This is a genomic window from Candidatus Nealsonbacteria bacterium (assembly GCA_026016225.1).
In the GTDB taxonomy this organism is placed as follows: domain Bacteria; phylum Patescibacteriota; class Minisyncoccia; order Minisyncoccales; family JANBVM01; genus Nealson33H.
In genome coordinates this window covers 574,100-591,975 of sequence record CP061210.1, presented here as the reverse complement: position 1 = coordinate 591,975, position 17,876 = coordinate 574,100, and the positions used below count along the sequence as shown (strand labels likewise).

Genomic DNA, 17,876 nt, shown 5'->3' with positions numbered 1-17,876 from the left:
ATTAACTATTTAACCATTCAAATATGCCTTACAAACCCGTAGTAGGATTGGAAATACATGTTGAGTTAAAGACAAAATCTAAAATGTTTTGCTCTTGTTTGAATAATCCTGATGAAAGACATCCTAATATCAATATATGCCCGGTATGTCTTGGACACCCGGGTACGCTTCCAGTTATTAACGAAGAAGCTGTGAAGAAAGTAATTAAAACAGGCCTATCCCTAAATTGTAAAATAGCAGAGCATTCAAAATTCGATAGAAAGAGTTATTTTTATCCCGATTTACCCAAGGGATATCAGATTTCTCAGGAGTATATGCCTCTTTGTACAACTGGATTTTTAAAAAGCGATGGAAGAAAAATTAGAATTGGAAACATTCATTTAGAAGAAGATACGGGAAGACTTTTGCATCCAGAGGGTGTAGATTATAGTTTGGTGGATTTTAATCGAGCAGGTATTCCCTTAATGGAATTGGTAACAGATCCTGATATTACTTCAGCTGCAGAAGCCAGAAAATTTGCTCAGGAACTTCAATTGATTTTAAGATATCTTGGTGTTTCTGATGCTGATATGGAAAAGGGGCAACTGAGGGTAGAAGCCAATATTTCTCTTAAAAAATCAAAGTCTGAATCTTTGGGTACTAAAGTAGAAATAAAAAACCTTAATTCTTTTAAGGCGGTAGAAAGAGCAATTGATTATGAAATAGAAAGACAAGCTAAAGTTTTAAAAAAGGGTAAAAAAGTTATTCAAGAGACAAGAGGCTGGGATGCGGTTAGAGGAGTAACAATTTCTCAAAGGCAAAAAGAAGAAGCTCATGATTACCGTTATTTTCCAGAGCCTGATTTACCTCCTCTTAGTTTCACTAAAGAAGGCATTGCAGAAATTAAAGCTGAAATACCAGAACTTCCTCAAGGAAAAAGAGAAAGATTAGCCATTGAGTATAAATTAGACGAGCCAAGTGTTGAGTTCTTTGTTCAAAACAAAGAATTGGGAGAGTATTTTGAAAAAGTAGTTAGTGAATTTGAGCCGAGAATTTCCAAAGAAAAACTCTATACTCTAATAAAGTTAACTGCAAACTATCTGATTAGTGATTTACAAGGACTGTTAAAAGGAGGTAAGGTTTCTGCCGAAGGTTTTTTAATTACTCCGGAAAATTTTGCTGAGTTTATTTCTTTAATTGATAAGGGAGAAATATCAAGTAAAATTGCAAAAACCGTTTTGAACTTAATGTTTGAAAAAGGAGCTGACCCTTCCCAGATTATTGAGGAGAAGGGATTAAGCCAAATCACTAATGAAGAGGAAGTTTTAAATGTTGTAAAAGAGGTAATTTCAAAAAACCAAAAGGCAGTTTTAGATTTCAAGAAAGGAAAGAAAAATGCCCTTCAGTTTTTAATCGGCCAGGTAATGGCTAAAACAAAAGGAAGGGTTAATCCGGAGATAGCTAATAAGATTTTACGGAAAGAGCTCGGAGTTTAATAAATAAAAAGAGGTTTAAGTCCTATCCTTTAAAATTTAGAGTTTCTAAAGTTCCCTTTAGTCCCCAGGGTAAGGCATCTACAATTTTGACCTTTGCAACCTTTCCCACTAAATTAGTATCTTGTATCTTGTATCTCGTATCTGGTATAGTAACCTTTACGGTTTTATGTGTTCTGGTTTTACCGTATAAAAATCCATTTTCCTTTTTATTAGCCAAGACTTCAACTTCTTTTCCGATATATTTTTTATTTTTTTCTAAGGCGGTTTTTATAAGAACTTTGGTTAAAATTTCTCTTCTTTTTATCTTTTCTTTTCTGGGAACATCATCCTTCATCTCATATGCTTTAGTTCCCGGTCGCGGTGAATACTCTGCGATATAAGCCATGTCAAATTTCATTTCTTTAAAAAGTTTTACCGTGTTTTGAAACTGCTCTTTTGTCTCTCCCGGAAAGCCGACAATGACATCGGTAGATAAAGCAATATTTGGTATTTTTTGACGAACTTTTTTTACCAAATCTTTATATTTTTCAATAGTATAGAGACGGTTCATTTTCTTTAAAATTTCATTATCTCCTGATTGAATCGGTAGATTTAAATATTCATTTATTTTCTTACATTCTGCCATTTTCTGAATTAATTCTTTAGAAAAGTCTTTTGGATTAGAACTTATAAAGCTGAGCCAAAAATTACCCGGGATATTATTTGTCATTTTTAAAAGTTTAGGAAAATCTATTAAAGGGTCGGTGGGAGAGAGGTAGTCATTTACATTTTGGCCCAAGAGCCAGACTTCTTTGGCACCTTTTTTGATTGAATTTTCAACTTCTTTTAATATATCTTCATGTGGTCTACAAATAAGTGGACCCCGGGTAAAGGGAACGACGCAGTAAGCACAAAAATTATTACAGCCTGTTGAAATGGGAATAAAAACAGAAAAGTTTTTCCGATATTTAGGAGAAACTTTAAGATAACCTAAATCAAATTTTTTAATAAAACTGGGACTTCTTTGATTTAAATAAAATGAATATTTCTTTTCTTTCAATATCACTGGCCAAAATTCTAAAGTTTTAATAGGTAAAACAAAATCAAAGAAATTCTTAAATTTCTTTTGGTCTTTTCTTAAAATGCAGCCTGTTAAAATAGTTTTGAAAGCTGGATTTTTTAATTTTTTTAATTTTGGAGAAAATCCATAAACCCTATCTACTGCTGATTGTCTTACAGAACACATATTAATAACAATTAAATCAGCCTCATTTATTTTTGAAGCTGGATTATAAGCCATTTTTTCTAAAACTGAAGCAATCCTTTCACTATCACTTTTATTCGTTTGGCAGCCAAATGTAATAATAAAATATTTTTTCATATCTGTATCTTCTTTATATATCTTCTTTATAGCGCGTAGCGATACATCAAGCAAGGCTTTCTATAGCAAAAAAACAGCCCTTGACAAGGCTGTTTTTTAGGTTTTTCACGAAGAATCTTTTATCGTTTTATTTTGGATTCTATCCTTTGCCTTAAAGAAGTTGGACAAGCATTAACTTTTATCCATCCTTCAGGCACATCACAGGGAGTCGGAAATTCTTTACACTCTCCAGTTTCAGGATTTTTAGCCGGAGTAATAACCTGAATACAAATTGTTGGTTTTAAACAACGAGGAATTGCGCATTTACCATTAACACAAGTTGAGGAAACTCCGGGACAGCGGGGAAGGGGACAATCTTCGTCTTTTTCACATTCAAAAGAAGAACTTAGTTTCTTGCAAACGCTATATGTTCTATTTACTCTGACTTCTTTTAAATCTCCGCAACAAACTTGATTAACAGATCCTAACAAAGGATTTCTGTTTACCCTTTCTCCTTCTTTAGCACAACTTAATTTAACTCTGCACCTTTCGCGATGGGCAATTTTCACACCTGCTTTTTTAGCTTCACAGATATTATTATAAGTCTTTCCGTCTTCTCCACAGACCGGAAGATTAATATTGGCACAAATAGAATTTCCATTTTCATCATCTGTAAATCCTAATCTCATTTCTATAATTCTAATAGCGTTTTTTGATAAGGAAGTAGAGACTGTTGCTTGTCCGAAAGCTCTTCCCAAGTTTTCTTCTTCAAAATATTTTTCAACAGATTCTAATTTTTCTTCAGCTTCTTCTACCAATCTAAAGACAGCAGGCATTTCTTCTTTATTGATATCTTTTTCAATTATTAGGTTTTCAGCTTTTTCTAATAGGTTTTCTGCTTGTTTAATCTGGTTTTCAGCTAATTCTTCAGGATTTTTTACCAGCGAATATTTGTTTTCTATTTTTTCAACATTTCTTTCTTTTGCTTCTTTTATAACTTTCTTTAATTTCTCAGAAAATTCTTTTCCTTCCAGAGTAGTTATTATATCTAAGTGCTTTAATTTATCTCCGCTTATTTTATCAAGATATTCCTTGAATTTTTCTTGTTCTTCTGGAGAGAGCTCTTCCAATCTTTTGCGCAATCGCTCTAATATTTGTTCTTTTTTCTCTTCCATTTTTTGTTTTACATCTTCTGGGAGTTTCTCCATCAAGTCATTAACTAATTCCAAATTTTTAAATTCTTTGAATTTACTACCTTTTAACATCTGTAAGTTTTTTTCTAATCTTTCAGGAATTTTATCCTTATCTTCAAGTTTTAACATAACTTCTTTAAAATTTTCTAGATGTCTTTCTCTGGCTTGTTCTATTTTTTCAAAAACTTCGGCAGGAACTTGCTCTTCCAATTTTTGAAGTAGTCTTTGGTGTAAAGCTTGGTGTCTTATAAATTTATCCAGGAATTTCCCTACCTCTTCATTCTCTTGGGCTTTTTCTTTTATTTTTTCTGCAAACTTTTTTGTTTTTTCAACCTCATTTTGATAACCTTCAACAGCTTTATTTATAGCTTCTGGATTTTTATTCTTTCGTATCATCTCTTTTAATTCCATCAATCTTTCATTCGCAAATCTTGAATTTAATTCTGCTTTTACCCTGGGATTAAAAGCAAAGAAAGACCGAATTTTCCTTGCCCAGTTTTTCAGGAAATAAAAAGGGTGGTCGGGTAAAACCTTTGGTTCACCAACTTCGAGGTCAGATGGCTGGACATCTTCATCAAGGTTCACTTCTTCCATTGCTTCAAGAGAGGTTTCTTGGGCGAAAACAGCGTTCCCCACAGTTAAAGCAAAGATTATTAAACCTAATAATAAGAATTTAGTTGTGTTTATCATATTGTTAATAATAAGTATGTTAATAAATTGTTTTACCTTTTCTTTTCTACTTCTATTTTCGCTTTTTTGATAAATTTTGTCAATTTTATTTGACCCAAGTCTTTTCCATTATGTCTTGGTCTTACTGCTCTTGTTTTCATTTCTTTATCTCCCACAACCAAAAGATAGGGGATTTTCTGAAGCTCTCCATTTCTGATTTTTTTGGATAAGGTTTCATTTTCATCTTTAACCTCACATCGGAAATTATTTTCCCTAAGCTTTTTTCCAACCTCTTTGGCATATTTTTTATTTTTTGAACCAACCGATATTACCCACATTTGTTCGGGAGCCAACCACAAAGGCAGATTGCCTGCATAATTTTCTAATAAAACTCCCAGAAACCTTTCCAGAGAACCGAGTAAAGCTCTATGAATTATATAGGGTCTTTGCTTTCTTCCTTTTTTATTAATATAAGTTATATTGAATCTTTCAGTTAGGTTGAAATCTACCTGAATTGTTGTGCACTGCCAGGGCCTTCCCAAAGAATCTTTTACTTTAATGTCAATCTTTGGACCGTAAAATACTCCTTCGCCTTTATCAAGACAATATTTCAGCTTTTCTTTTTCAAGGACATATTTTAAGGCCTTTGTCGCTTTTCTCCATCCTTTTTCTGTACCTACATATTTTTTAGGCCTGGTAGAGAGGTAAATGTCAAATTCTTTGAAGCCAAAGGTTCGAAAGATCTTCAGGCTGTGCTCTAATAGCTTTGCGGTTTCGTCAAATAATTGTTCTGAGGTGCACCAGATATGGGCATCATCTTGGGTAAAGCCTCTTACTCTCATCAAACCATGCAGAACTCCTGATTTCTCATAACGGTAAACAGTACCGAATTCCGCATATTTAATCGGCAGGTTTTTATAACTTCTTATCTTGGATTGATAAACTTTTATATGAAAAGGACAGTTCACTGGTTTTAATATATACTGTTCTTTTTCAACTTTTATTGGAGAATACATATTTTCTCTATAAAAATCCCAATGACCTGATTTTTTCCAGAGGTCTATTTTGCCAATATGGGGGCTGATTATCCATTGATATCCTGCAGAAGTCAATTCTTGATAGAGATAATCCTTGATAATCTTTAGCAAAATAGCTCCTTTTGGATGCCATATAGGTAATCCGGCTCCTACATCTTCATCAAAAGAAAACAGTTCTAATTTTTGACCTAAAAGACGGTGGTCTCTTTTCTCAACTTCTCTTAGGTTAAAAAGGTAATTATCTAATTCTTTTTTTGTCTTAAAACCCACTCCGTAAATCCTAGTTAACATTGGTCTTTTTTCATTTCCTCTCCAATAAGCACCGGCTGTCTTTGTTAATTTAAAGGCATCAGGATTTATTTCTTTTATTGTTCTGACATGGGGACCTTTGCATAAATCAGTAAAATCTCCGCTTTCATAAAAAGTTGCCTTTCCTTTTGGTAATTCATTCATTAACTCCAGTTTATAAGGTTGATTCTTGAATATCTTATTAATTTCTTGTTTTGATAACTTCATTTTTCTAAAAGAGATTTTCTTCTTAATGATTTCTTTCATCTTGTTTTCAATTTTCGGTAAATCATCTGTATTCAAAGCTCCTTTAGGGAAGCTAAAATCATAATAAAACCCATTTTCAATAACAGGCCCTATGCCGAATTTTACTCCAGGGAATAATTCTTGGACAGCTGTTGCCATTATGTGCGCTAATGAATGACGAATTGTTTCAATTTTTGCCATAGTTTTATTGGTTCTTATCTTATTTAATTTATTATAAAGCGACTTTTAATAAAAAACAAAACCTCTTTTTCCAAGAGACTAGTTAGTTTAATAAAAATCTTAAAATACTAATCTAGCCTCTTTACAAAGAGGTAGTGGTAGTAGTAGTTGTTAGGATTCTTAAATTCATTTTCCTAATTTTTATGTTAAAGGGGTAATAATTTTTTGTCAAGATTGTTTATAATTATGCTTCCACAATTTCTTCAATGCTTTCACAAATTAATTTGAGAGAATCCTGTCTATTATCAACCCTTCCTAAGATAAAAACAATTTTGTTTTCTTTAAAAGCAGTAGGATTTCTTTCCACCATTGTCGGAAAAACAACAACTTCAATTTTATCTGATAAGTCCTCCACATTCATGAAGAGCATTGGTCTTCCTGTTTTGGTAATGATTTTTTTGATTTTTGAAATAATCCCTCCAATTCGAATAGAACGATTTTTAATAAAATAACTTGAAGAACCTGAGTTTAAATCAGAAATTTTAGTTGTTTTCTTTTCTAAAATATCTTTAAAATCTTCCAGAGGATGCGAGCTTACAAAAAGCCCCAAGAGTTCTTTTTCCCAGGCTAACTTTTTTTGTTTTGTTGCCGGTTCAATCGGTTCTAAATGAATCTTATTATTAAACTTCATTCCATCAAAAAGCCCTTTTTGACCCGTAGCTAATATTTTCTGATTCTCGCGATTGCGTCCTAAAATCTTTTCTAAATTAAATAACAGGAGATTTCTCTCAGCCAATCTATCAAAAACCCCTGCCTTAATAAGACTCTCTAATGATTTTTTATTTAAATCCCTTGAACTTATTCTTGGAACAAAGTCGTTAATCGATGTAAAGGAACCATTCTTTTTTCTTTCCTGAATTATGGTTTCTACAACCTTTTCGCCAACATTTTTAATTGCGAATAGACCAAAACGGATTTGTTTTTTATGAGGAATTACCGTAAAGTTTCTCCAGCTCTCATTAATATCAGGAGGGAGAATGCTAATACCCATTTTTTTGCATTCTTGAATTAAATAGCCAATTCTTTCAACGTCAGCTTTTTCCGAAGTTAAGAGAGCTGCCATAAACTCAACAGGAAAATGTGCCTTTAAAAAAGCTGTTTGGTAAGCAATGGTAGCATAGGCCGTTGAATGTGCTCGATTGAATCCATAGCGTGCAAAAGGCAGAATCCACTGCCAGAGCTTCTGGGCAATTGTTGACTCTATCCCATTCTTCTTCATTCCCTCTAATAGTTTTTCTTTTTGAGCGACAAGTAATGATTTAATTTTCTTTCCTACTGCTTTTCTTAAGATATCAGCTTCAGAGAGGGTAAAACCGGCTAATTTTTGAGCAATTAACATCAACTGTTCTTGAAATACTAATAAACCGTAAGTCTTTTTTAAAATATCTTTTAATTTAGGATGTAAGTATTCAACTTCTTTTTTTCCTTTTTTCCTGGCAATATATTCAGGAATAAGCGACATTGGACCCGGCCGATAAAGAGCTAACATAACAATGATATCTTCAAATTCTGAAGGTTTTAGTTGCCTTAAGTATCTTTGAAAACCCCCTGACTCTAATTGAAAAACGCCTATAGTTTGCCCTTTTTGTAATAATCGATAGGTTGCCCTGTCTGTAAGAGGAATGTTTTCAATATCAATTTTTTTCTTTCTAACTGCATAAATTCTGGTTAATGTGTCTTCAATAATTGTTAGATTTTTCAATCCCAAAAAGTCCATTTTTAAGAGACCCAAATCTTCCACCGCATGCATTTCATATTGGGTTACAATACTGGTGTCATCCTGGGTTGGATGCTGGAGAGGAACGATGTTGTCTAAGGGGTCTTTTGAGATTACCACCCCGCAGGCGTGGGTTGAGGCGTGACGAGCTACTCCTTCCATTTTTTTTGCAAAGTTAATTAATTTCTCAGCTTTTTCATCTGTTTCGTAAAGCTGTCTGAACTCAGGAATTTTTGCCAAGGTTTCATCTAATTTATACCCAAAAGGAATCATTTTTGCGACCCTATCACAATAGATATAAGGGTAGTTGAGTGCCCTTCCAACATCTCTTATGGCAGCACGGGCTGCCATTGTTCCAAAAGTAATAATTTGAGCCACCTTGTCTTTTCCATATTTTTGAGTTACATATTCAATAACCTCATCTCTTCTTCTGTCTGTAAAGTCAAGGTCAATATCAGGAAGCTCGTTCCTCCCAATATTTAAAAATCTCTCGAACAAGAGATTGTATTTTAAAGGGTCAATGCTTGTAATACCCAAGACATAAGCTACCAATGAGCCTCCAATAGAACCCCTGCCAGGACCGACAACGATTCTTTTTTCCTTTGCCCAATTAACAAAGTCTTGAACAATTAGGAAATAAGAGGAAAAACCCATTTTTTTAATCATTTCTAACTCATAATTCAATCTATCTAAGACTTCTTTTTTTGGGAGAACTCCAAACTTTTTCTTTACTCCCCGAAGACATAACTCTTTTATATATTCATCAGGTGCTTGCTTATTCGGTGTTTCAAAGTGAGGCAGTTTTGTTTTTCCTAAAACAAAATTAAAATTACAACTTTGAGCTATTTTTTGCGTATTTTCAATAGCTTGGGGTACATCCTTAAAATCTTCAATCATTTTTTCAGGTGGCCTTAATGAAAAATCATCTGCTTTCATTGTCAGTCTTTCAGGGTTATTTGGGTCGGCTCCTGTATTAATAAGCATTAAGAGATCCTGAGCTTCTGCATCTTCTGGTTTTAAATAATGAGAATCATTTGTAGCTATTAAAGGAATATTCAATTCTTTCGAAATTAAAATAAGTCCTTGATTAACAGTTTTTTGTGCTTTTAAGTTTGGATGATGCTGTAATTCCAAATAAAAATTTCCTTTACCTAAAATATCTTGATATCTTAAAGCGGTTTTTTTAGCTTCCTTAATTTTTTTTGCCAGGATTAATTGGGGAATTTTTCCCAGAACGCAGGCTGAGGCACCAATAAGTCCCTCTGAACATTGGGCTAATAATTCTTCATCAATTCTTGGCTTGTAATAAAAACCTTCCAGATGAGCTTTTGTTAAGAGTTTTACTAAATTTTTATAACCTTTTTCATTTTTAACTAATAAAATTAAGTGGTATCTTACATTATCAATATTTGGCCTTTTTTGATGCATGCTTTGCAAGGCCATATACATTTCACATCCTATTATGGGCTTTATTCCTCTCTTTTTTGCTTTTTTAAAAAATTCAACCGCCCCATAAATAGCTCCGTGGTCAGTTAGCGCTAAAGAATCCATTCCTAATTCTTTTGTATAGTTTAAAAGTTCATCGATCTTTGGAAGACCATCTAAGAGAGAATAATGGCTGTGAACATGAAGGTGGGTGAATTTTGACATAGTGATTTAGTAGTTGGCTTTTCGCATACAATTACCTCATTTTACTTTCTTGTTGATAGCGAGTCAAATTTATCTTTTTCTACTTATTTAAACAAAAAAATTAGGGATTATAAGAACCTTGCCCTCGGCAAGAACCTTGATTCTCGCTTCGTTCGAATTAAAAAAATAAACTCTTTTATTAGAGTTTAAAAATATTTGGAAGACTGATAATTTGGGGCTGTTGCGGATTTAACATACATGTTTTACCTTTGCTCTTCAGGACTCGAGTCCTTACTTGCCAAATTATCAGTCTTTTTCCTATTCGTCCGAAATGGACAAAATATATGGACAAAATATAAAGAACAAAAAAAAGAAAAAAAATAGAGTTTGAAAGGAGAAAGATAGTTATAAAATCTTAATATCAATTTGATCTTCATCTAATCCAAATCTATTCATGATTTTAACTACTTCATATTTGGAAGTAGCAGAAAAATGCTGATTTGAGCGGAAAGCTAAGATTGGATTAGTATCTAAATCTATCTTATCACCCACTTCAAGTCGCTTAGGCTTAAGATGGAAATAAGAAGAGTTAATGACAGTAAATTTTTCTCCTTTTTTATTTTTAACGAACCTTATTTTATATTCTTTCATACCATAATTATACATCCATTTTAATAACTTGTCAAGCATTTGGCTTTGTTCTTTTTGTGGTAATTTAAGATAAGAACCTTCTGCGAAGTAGAAGAACCTTGTTTTCGCTTCGCTCAAATAAGAACCTCTCACTGCGCTCGAGAACCTTGATTCTCGCTTCGCTCGAATTAAGAACCTTCTGTGAAGCAGAAGAACCTTGATTCTCGCTTTGCTCGAATTATAATAAACAAATGAGATATCCAAATTTTTCTGAAGAAAAAAAATTATGGAAAAAGGGATTTAAGAAAGTTGTTGGGTTAGACGAGGCAGGGAGGGGACCGCTTTCAGGACCTGTGGTGGCGGCAGCAGTTTTAATAAAATCTATTCGTAAAATTCGTGCTAAATTCGTAGATATTCGCGATGTCAAGGATTCTAAGAAATTAAGTCCTAAAAAACGGGAGGAGCTTTATAAAATTTTAATAAATCATCCTCAGATAAAATGGGGGATAGGCAAGGCCTCTGAAAAAGTTATTGATAAAATTAATATTTTAGAAGCTACAAAATTAGCAATGAAGAGAGCAGTGAAAAACTTAGAAAAGAAGATTAAGAAGAAAAAGAGATTAAATTTAATTGAATTTTTAATATTAGATGGGAGAATGAAACTTGATTTAGATATTCTACAAAAATCAATTATAAAGGCAGATAATAAAGTTTTTTCCTGCGCTGCAGCCAGCATTATTGCAAAAGTAAGCCGTGACAGAATGATGAGAAGGTATGGCAAAAAATACCCTCAATATGGGTTTTCAAAGCATAAAGGATATGCGACCAAACTCCACTTAAAGAGATTAAAGAAGTATGGGCCTTGTTCAATCCACCGCAAATCCTTTAGACCAGTAAAAAAATTGTTAAATTATTAAATGGCTAAATGGTTTTCCCTTGCAATTTTGTTAAATTTATCATACAGTTATAGATTAAACTATTTAATCATATAACTATTGGACCATTTTCTGCTATGGCTGTCCCAAAAAAGAGAACGACCAAATCAAGAAGAGATAAAAGAAGACTTCATATTTTTTTAAAGAAGCCTACTTTAGTTAAATGTAAAAAGTGTGGCAAGCAGATGATACCCCACACTGTTTGTTCTTTTTGCGGATATTATAAAGAAAAAGAAATTATTAATGTTTTTGGGAAATTAGACAAAAAAGAAAAGAAAAGGCGAGAGAAAGAAATAAAAATAAAAGAGAAAGGAGATAAAGAAGAGGTTGGTAAAAAGAAGAGACCTTTAAGCTGGCAGCAACTATCTAAGAAAAAATTGTTTAATGGTTAAATTGTTTAATGATTCTACTACCAAAAATTATTAGCCATTTAGCCATATAACCATTTATCCATGGCTAGTCGTCACCTTTCACGTTCAATCGCTATGCAATCTCTATATGAATGGGATTTTTCAGATAGAGAATTAGATTTGAAAAAGATTACCGAAAAAAATCTGAAAGAATTTGGACCCGGATTAGAAAATGAAAGTTTTGTCTGGGAACTGGTAACAGGAGTGGTTGAACATATTGAAGAGATTAATGAAATTATAAAAAAAGCTGCTCCTCAATGGCCCATTGAGCAGATTTCAATTGTTGACCGTAATATTTTAAGAATTGGAATTTTTGAACTGTTGTACGAAGATAAAAAAGCTGTTCCTCCAAAAGTAGCTATTAATGAGGCAATTGAATTGGCAAAATCATTTGGAGGCGAGAATTCAGGAAAATTTATTAATGGAGTTTTAGGAACAGTTTTTGAACTTATTTCTCCTAAAGAAGGTGAGAAACCCTCCGCAGCTTTAGCTGCGGAAGGACAGGAGGTTTTAGAGGACAAAGAAGAAAAAAAAGAACAAAATAATAACAAATAACAAAGATAATAAAGTGAAGGATTTTTCAGAATTTGAGAAAAAAATAAATATTAAATTTAAAAACAAAGACCTTTTGACTCAGGCTTTTGTTCATCGTTCTTATTGCAATGAGCATCCTGATTTTCATTTATCTCATAATGAAAGACTTGAGTTTTTAGGAGATGCAGTATTAGAATTAGTTGTTACAGAAGATCTTTATCAGCAATATCCTAAAAAAACAGAAGGAGAGTTAACTAATTGGAGAGCATCTCTTGTGAACTCAAAGATACTTGCAAGGGTTGCCCAAAAATTAGGTTTTAACGATTTTTTGTTACTTTCACGGGGAGAATCAAAAGAATTGGGTAAAGCCAGAAGATATATTTTAGCCAATACCTTCGAAGCTGTAATTGGAGCAATTTATCTTGACCGGGGATATAAAACTTGTCAGGGTTTTATAAGAAAGCATTTAATAAAAGAGTTGCCCTTAATTATTGAAAAAGGTCTTTATAGAGACGCCAAGTCCCATTTTCAAGAGGAATCTCAGGAAAGAGTAGGAATTACCCCTGCTTATAAAGTATTGAAGGAATGGGGTCCTGACCATGCTAAACATTTTATTATCGGTGTTTTTTTAGAAGAAGAATTGATAGCAGAAGGTGAAGGTTCTTCAAAACAAGAAGCAGAGGAAGAAGCAGCCAAAAAAGCATTAGAAGTTAAAAAATAGTGAAGTGATATGTTAACTATTAGACTATTCAGAGTCGGTAAAAAAAATCAGCCCTCTTTTAAAATTGTTGTGATTGATAAAAGAAAGGCTTCTAACAAAGGCCGCTTTGTAGAAGAGGTTGGTTTTTTAAATCCTTTAACTAAAGAGAAAATTTTGAGAAAAGAAAGGATTAATTATTGGTTGTCAGTTGGAGCAAAGCCATCAGATACCCTTTATAATTTGTTAGTTTCAGAAAAAATTATTGAGGGAAAGAAAATTGCAAAACATAAGAAAGTGAAGAAGGAACAACCAAAAGAAGTGGAAGCTCCAGCTTCGTCCCCCGAAGCTTTAGCGGAGGGGGAAAAACCAGAAGAGATTTCTCCTCCGGAAGAAAAGAAAGAAATTCCAGCTCCTGAAGAGAAAGAAGAAGTTAAAAAACATTCTGAAACAGACGAGAGAAAAACAGACTAAAATTTTCTACTATCTTTCTAAAGTGAGCAAGGTTCGACCTTGCTCACTTTTTTTCTTTTAAAAAATAGTAAATAGTAGGGAAGGATGCAACCTGCTGTGGTAACCTGATGAAAGGGCTTGACAGATTTGAGATACTATGATATAGTACAATTGTTTGAGAATGAGGGAAAAGAAAGGAGAACGAAAATTCAGAAATGGCCTTGACAAAATTTATATATATGATATAATACAGGTGTAATAAGATAAAGAGATTTTCTTTAAAAAATTAAAAAAAAGACCCTCCGTCGTGGAATACTATGGAGGGCAAAGGGAGAGAGTCATAATTACATTTTTTAGTTCGTAATTATGAATAATAATTAGTCACTAGATTTAGCGATTAATATCAGGCGGCTCTCTCTTTGAGAGCCGCCTGTTAGTTTGGAAAACATAGTTCATTGAAACAAAAACTTGAAAGTCTTCTCCAAACATACCTCTAATCTGGCAATTGTCAGAAAAGGAGGACTGTGCCTCGCCGAAGCTTTAGCGGAGGCGGGAGGGAGAGGGATGGGGGAGAGAGTCCTAAAAAAAGGAATACTTACAGAGAGAAATCTCCTACTGGATACGCGGTGAAATATTCCCTTATCTGGGGGATTAAAGATTTCTTAAAAAGAGAAAACGGGGCATTCACTATAAAGCTTTAAAAAGCAATTAAAAATTTAGGCCCGTACAGTTTTTTCTCAAAAAATAACTTTCCTTCATCCCTCTCTCTGAATAGAGGAGAAAAAGACCCTCCGTCGCTAAAGCTATGGAGGGTAAAAGGAGAGAGCCCCGAAGTAGAACAGAGTTCACTAAGGGGTAAAAAAAACAATAGTTCTTTGTTTAAAAATGTTCTTTCAAATCTCTCGAGTCTGTATCACTCGACAGGTTTGAGAGCTGGTAGGTTAGTGCGGAAACGTAGAAAGAACCGTTTCTGCCGCTGAGTAGGGATGCTGATTAAGTTCTAAGAGATTGTTCCTACATCCTTTTTTACAATAAATAAACGTGTTAATGGGGGACATTGACAATCTGGGGGTAAGAGATTTTCTCCCAACCGCAGAAAAATCTATTTGTTGTGAAGGACCCCGCACCATTCGGTACAGGGCATGGGAGAGAGTAGGACTAGTAGCAGTCTCTTGGATAAATCTCCTTGAAAGGCAACTTACCGACCGGTTTCCATAGTAATGAGATCGGCCGGCATAACAGAATTAACCCATCCAGTTGTGCCGGGAAATTTCATTATTATAAGAGTGAAGTAGGGAGTACGTTGATAACTAAAATTGAATAAGAAAAGGAGAGAATCTAAGCTCAAACTTGGTTATCAATCTTGGTAGACAGGTTTGAGTCTATGATTCTCTTGAGATAAGACTCAAGGCGGACGACCTGCCTCGGGGAGACCCGGAACCCGATGGGAGTAAAAAATGAGTGATGAAAAATGGTAGATAAAAGAAAATTGAGTGAAAAAGAAAAGGACGAACTTTTAAAAAAAACTACTGCAGCAATGATAAAGGAAATTTTAGAAAAAGCAAACATTGTAATTCCAGAAAATGTTTTTGAGAAGATAATTAATGTTGCTGTACTAATTTCTTCAGTTCAAGAAATAACAGTTACAGTCCCAAATGCAATTCCAAAATAATTTTTTATAATTTTTTTCTATTTTTTTCTTTTTTGTAAAAAAAGAAAAAAGAAAGATGGGTTTATATGGGTTTCTGTCTTTCCCAGCCCGCCAGAATTCTATTTGACGGTCTGAGAAAGGGTGGAACGAAATTGCCCTTAGGGTTAAGGCGCACGTTGAAAAAAAATAAAAAGGGAAAGAAAGGAAAGTACTACCCGAATAGGCAGCACTTTGTGTATCTCTAAAACTAAAAGAGGTATTCAGTGTGCTACCTGTTCGCTGTGTAGTAGTAATTAATATCTCAAACAGCTACTAGCAGGTAGCGGAGATATTAAAAATGAAAAAAGATAAAATTGAAACAAAAAAATTAAAACCAGCCATTTTTGAAGGCCCCTGCGGCTGGGGCTGGGTAAATCTTCAGGAATTAGCGGAGATTATTGGGAAAAACCCAGAGGATATATGGTACTCTTTCTTTGGATTAACCAAAGATATAGAGTACGGGATATTATCTTGGAGCTTGGATCTTGAAGAAATGATCCAGGACGAAGAAAGAGAACCAACCAGACAGGAATTTAAAAAGCTATATGTTCCTGCCGGTTGGGCAATGGATGTTCTTAGAGCCGTAGAGCTCGGTACAGAACACATTGAACTCATCCATCACCCTCATTTAAAAGAGAGTGATGAGTGTCCTCTGGGGACGCTAAATTGCTCCTTTTGTGGCTGCGATTTTGTCGCAGCTGTGGGAATAAAGGAGGACGGCAGTCCAATAGAAGATGACTAAGTAGTTTCTTCCAATCTTTCTTATTCAAATTATTTTTTTCAGAACACCTTTCATTTCGAGAGGTGTGGGAAAAAGGTTTGAGAGTGGGACTTTCAAACCTAATCTTTCTTGAGTTCATTTCTTATTAGAAGTGGATTCAAGGTGAGGTTAAGAATTTCTATTTTTTTCCAAGTTGTAAAAACTTTTACGATTTGGAAAAAGGTGGAATAAAAAACCTGCCTGCCGAGGGTCGGCAAGCAAAACGAGTGTTCATTAAAAGAATAAAAAGGAAAGTAACTATAGATAGATTAGGGTTGTTTGTTATATCTGAATTTCTGGTCGAAAAATCCTTTTTAGGTAAATGAGGTTCACCTTACTTATTAGTCTGTTTAGTAGGTAGAGTGAACCACATTTACCAAAAAATATTTAAATTTTTAAAAAAAATTAAATAAAAAAAGAGGATTAAAATGAAATGTTTTAAAACTATTGAAGACCAAATTTGTGTTGGGATCCCGGTCGACCAAAATCCCTATCCACATGTGACATTAGGGGAGGGAGGTCATAAGAGAGCTACATGGGTTTCAATCGGGAAACGGGACGTGGACATAATTAGTAGCCAGGGAAAAATTCTTAGGGCGGGAGTTATTGCATTAAGAGACAAAGAGACAAAAGAATTAACGGGGAAGTTTTTAATCGTCGCTGAACGACCTACAGCAGATAATCGGATTTTACTCCTTTGGAGGATAAAATCAGGTTATCGGGGGTCGGCAGGAATTAATGCCGACAGAAATGTACAGGTGATTGCCATAGATTCATCTTGGCATAGCGGAGGGGGTGCCCTTGGGGAGACAGCGGAGATCCTGGTTGTATTAAATCCAGGCGATGAGCTTCGAGCTCACCGAACAGGGAGGAGAGTTGAAAACAAAAACTATTTGTTACTTCGATATGATGGGAAAAATATCGAAGTAAAAATCGGTGATGAAAATATTATTGATAATGGAAACTACGAAGGGGATTATTTATGATTCAAGGCCCTCTGTCAGTTGAAGTTCTACTCTACGAGGCGTGGCCACAAAAATGCACGCCAGTAGAGGATTTGGAGAAGGCGAAGATTCCCATAGCCCCACGAAAAATTTTTCATAAAAAGTGGGGTGAGCAAATTCTTGGCTACAAAGTAGCTAGATTCTGTTTCGGGACCTGTCACTCTTGTAGTGACGAGTGTCCCAGGAATGGTGCTACTCCTTACGGTGAATTCAAATGCTCTCTCCTAGAAAACTTGATGGAGAGAGTAAGAGATGACAAAGTGGATTTTGTTCATTGTCCACGTGCTTTGTTAACCAAAGACAGCTTTTTTTGGGTTTACCTTGGCACGTGCTATGCGCACGCACCACCCACTGGAAAAGATATGGATCGCTATTATAACGATCCAGATGAAGATTGGTTTTCTTGGTGATTTCAGTTAAATCAAAAAAATATTAATTAGACGCTGGGGATTGGTGATCTAGATACCGGTAGGCAGCAGGTTTGGCCAATGATCCGTGAGGAAAGAGCCGTAGGCGTCAGTTTTTTTCTGCGAAAACGCAGAGATAAGAATTCTAAAACACCTCTCGTTTCGAGCGGTGTGGGAAAAAGGTTTGAGAGTGGGACTTTCAAACCTAATCTTTCTTGAGTTCATTTCTTAAAGAAGTGGATTCAAGGTGAGGTTTGGATAGTCGTCGTGAGGCTGTGAGTCGTTCTGATTGAGGGCGGATCGGGGAAACAGTGTGAAGTTGTCCCTGATCCGAAAGGAGAGGGGATTAGAATCTCTCTCCTCTGAACACTGTTTCTCGATTCGGATAATCTCAGTCGAGTGGCTCGTAGCCTTATGACGGCTATTCTAATTTATTTGACGTATTCTATTTAATATGATATAATAAAAATGTCGTACAGCGACATTAGAGTCATAAAGATTCTCCTTTCCTGTGCCATCTTTA

At 34.5% G+C, this 17,876-nt stretch carries 15 protein-coding genes; 10 read left to right on the top strand and 5 right to left on the bottom strand.

What is annotated here, in order from left to right; translation table 11 throughout:
* Nucleotides 1–23: 23 nt before the first annotated feature.
* Entirely contained in the window at nt 24–1,475 is a 1,452-nt protein-coding gene (gene gatB / locus IB617_03210) for an Asp-tRNA(Asn)/Glu-tRNA(Gln) amidotransferase subunit GatB (protein ID UZE93139.1), read from the top strand.
* Nucleotides 1,476–1,497: 22 nt separating this feature from the next.
* Here the strand turns inward: gatB and miaB are convergent, their stop codons facing one another.
* The 5 genes from miaB to IB617_03185 form a co-directional block, all read right to left on the bottom strand.
* Nucleotides 1,498–2,835, bottom strand: a complete 1,338-nt coding sequence (miaB, locus tag IB617_03205) for a tRNA (N6-isopentenyl adenosine(37)-C2)-methylthiotransferase MiaB (protein ID UZE93138.1) — start codon at nt 2,833–2,835, stop codon at nt 1,498–1,500.
* Nucleotides 2,836–2,954: 119 nt separating this feature from the next.
* Nucleotides 2,955–4,697: a hypothetical protein gene (locus tag IB617_03200; GenBank protein UZE93137.1), complete on the bottom strand. Its 1,743-nt coding sequence runs from the start codon at nt 4,695–4,697 to the stop codon at nt 2,955–2,957.
* Between the two features lie 32 nt (nt 4,698–4,729).
* Nucleotides 4,730–6,448 carry a threonine--tRNA ligase gene (locus IB617_03195; GenBank protein UZE93136.1) on the bottom strand — a complete coding sequence of 573 codons (1,719 nt, stop codon included), beginning with the start codon at nt 6,446–6,448 and terminating at the stop codon, nt 4,730–4,732.
* A 223-nt stretch (nt 6,449–6,671) separates the two neighbouring features.
* Nucleotides 6,672–9,854 (bottom strand): DNA polymerase III subunit alpha, encoded by a 3,183-nt coding sequence (locus IB617_03190; GenBank protein ID UZE93135.1) that lies wholly within the window; start codon nt 9,852–9,854, stop codon nt 6,672–6,674.
* A gap of 384 nt (nt 9,855–10,238) precedes the next feature.
* Nucleotides 10,239–10,523 (bottom strand): hypothetical protein, encoded by a 285-nt coding sequence (locus IB617_03185; GenBank protein UZE93134.1) that lies wholly within the window; start codon nt 10,521–10,523, stop codon nt 10,239–10,241.
* A 191-nt stretch (nt 10,524–10,714) separates the two neighbouring features.
* Here IB617_03185 and IB617_03180 point away from each other — a divergent pair, with 191 nt between their 5' ends.
* The 9 genes from IB617_03180 to IB617_03140 all read left to right on the top strand — a co-directional run bounded on the left by IB617_03180 (nt 10,715) and on the right by IB617_03140 (nt 17,356).
* Nucleotides 10,715–11,380: a ribonuclease HII gene (locus tag IB617_03180; GenBank protein UZE93133.1), complete on the top strand. Its 666-nt coding sequence runs from the start codon at nt 10,715–10,717 to the stop codon at nt 11,378–11,380.
* Nucleotides 11,381–11,475: 95 nt separating this feature from the next.
* Nucleotides 11,476–11,790 carry a 50S ribosomal protein L32 gene (rpmF, locus tag IB617_03175; GenBank protein UZE93132.1) on the top strand — a complete coding sequence of 105 codons (315 nt, stop codon included), beginning with the start codon at nt 11,476–11,478 and terminating at the stop codon, nt 11,788–11,790.
* 60 nt (nt 11,791–11,850) lie between these two features.
* Nucleotides 11,851–12,363, top strand: coding sequence for a transcription antitermination factor NusB (nusB, locus tag IB617_03170; GenBank protein UZE93131.1), 513 nt, complete (start codon nt 11,851–11,853; stop codon nt 12,361–12,363).
* A 13-nt stretch (nt 12,364–12,376) separates the two neighbouring features.
* Nucleotides 12,377–13,063: a ribonuclease III gene (gene rnc / locus IB617_03165; GenBank protein UZE93130.1), complete on the top strand. Its 687-nt coding sequence runs from the start codon at nt 12,377–12,379 to the stop codon at nt 13,061–13,063.
* A 9-nt stretch (nt 13,064–13,072) separates the two neighbouring features.
* Nucleotides 13,073–13,513 (top strand): 30S ribosomal protein S16, encoded by a 441-nt coding sequence (rpsP, locus tag IB617_03160; GenBank protein UZE93129.1) that lies wholly within the window; start codon nt 13,073–13,075, stop codon nt 13,511–13,513.
* Between the two features lie 1,450 nt (nt 13,514–14,963).
* The gene (locus IB617_03155; GenBank protein ID UZE93128.1) at nt 14,964–15,164 is read left to right on the top strand and encodes a hypothetical protein; all 201 of its coding nucleotides are present in this window, start codon (nt 14,964–14,966) and stop codon (nt 15,162–15,164) included.
* Between the two features lie 316 nt (nt 15,165–15,480).
* Complete coding sequence (locus IB617_03150) at nt 15,481–15,924, top strand: hypothetical protein (GenBank protein ID UZE93127.1); 444 nt, start codon at nt 15,481–15,483, stop codon at nt 15,922–15,924.
* A 446-nt stretch (nt 15,925–16,370) separates the two neighbouring features.
* Nucleotides 16,371–16,928 (top strand): hypothetical protein, encoded by a 558-nt coding sequence (locus IB617_03145; GenBank protein ID UZE93126.1) that lies wholly within the window; start codon nt 16,371–16,373, stop codon nt 16,926–16,928.
* Nucleotides 16,925–17,356 carry a hypothetical protein gene (locus IB617_03140; protein ID UZE93125.1) on the top strand — a complete coding sequence of 144 codons (432 nt, stop codon included), beginning with the start codon at nt 16,925–16,927 and terminating at the stop codon, nt 17,354–17,356. Before IB617_03145 ends, IB617_03140 begins: the two co-directional genes overlap by 4 nt.
* The last annotated feature ends 520 nt before the right edge of the window (nt 17,357–17,876 follow it).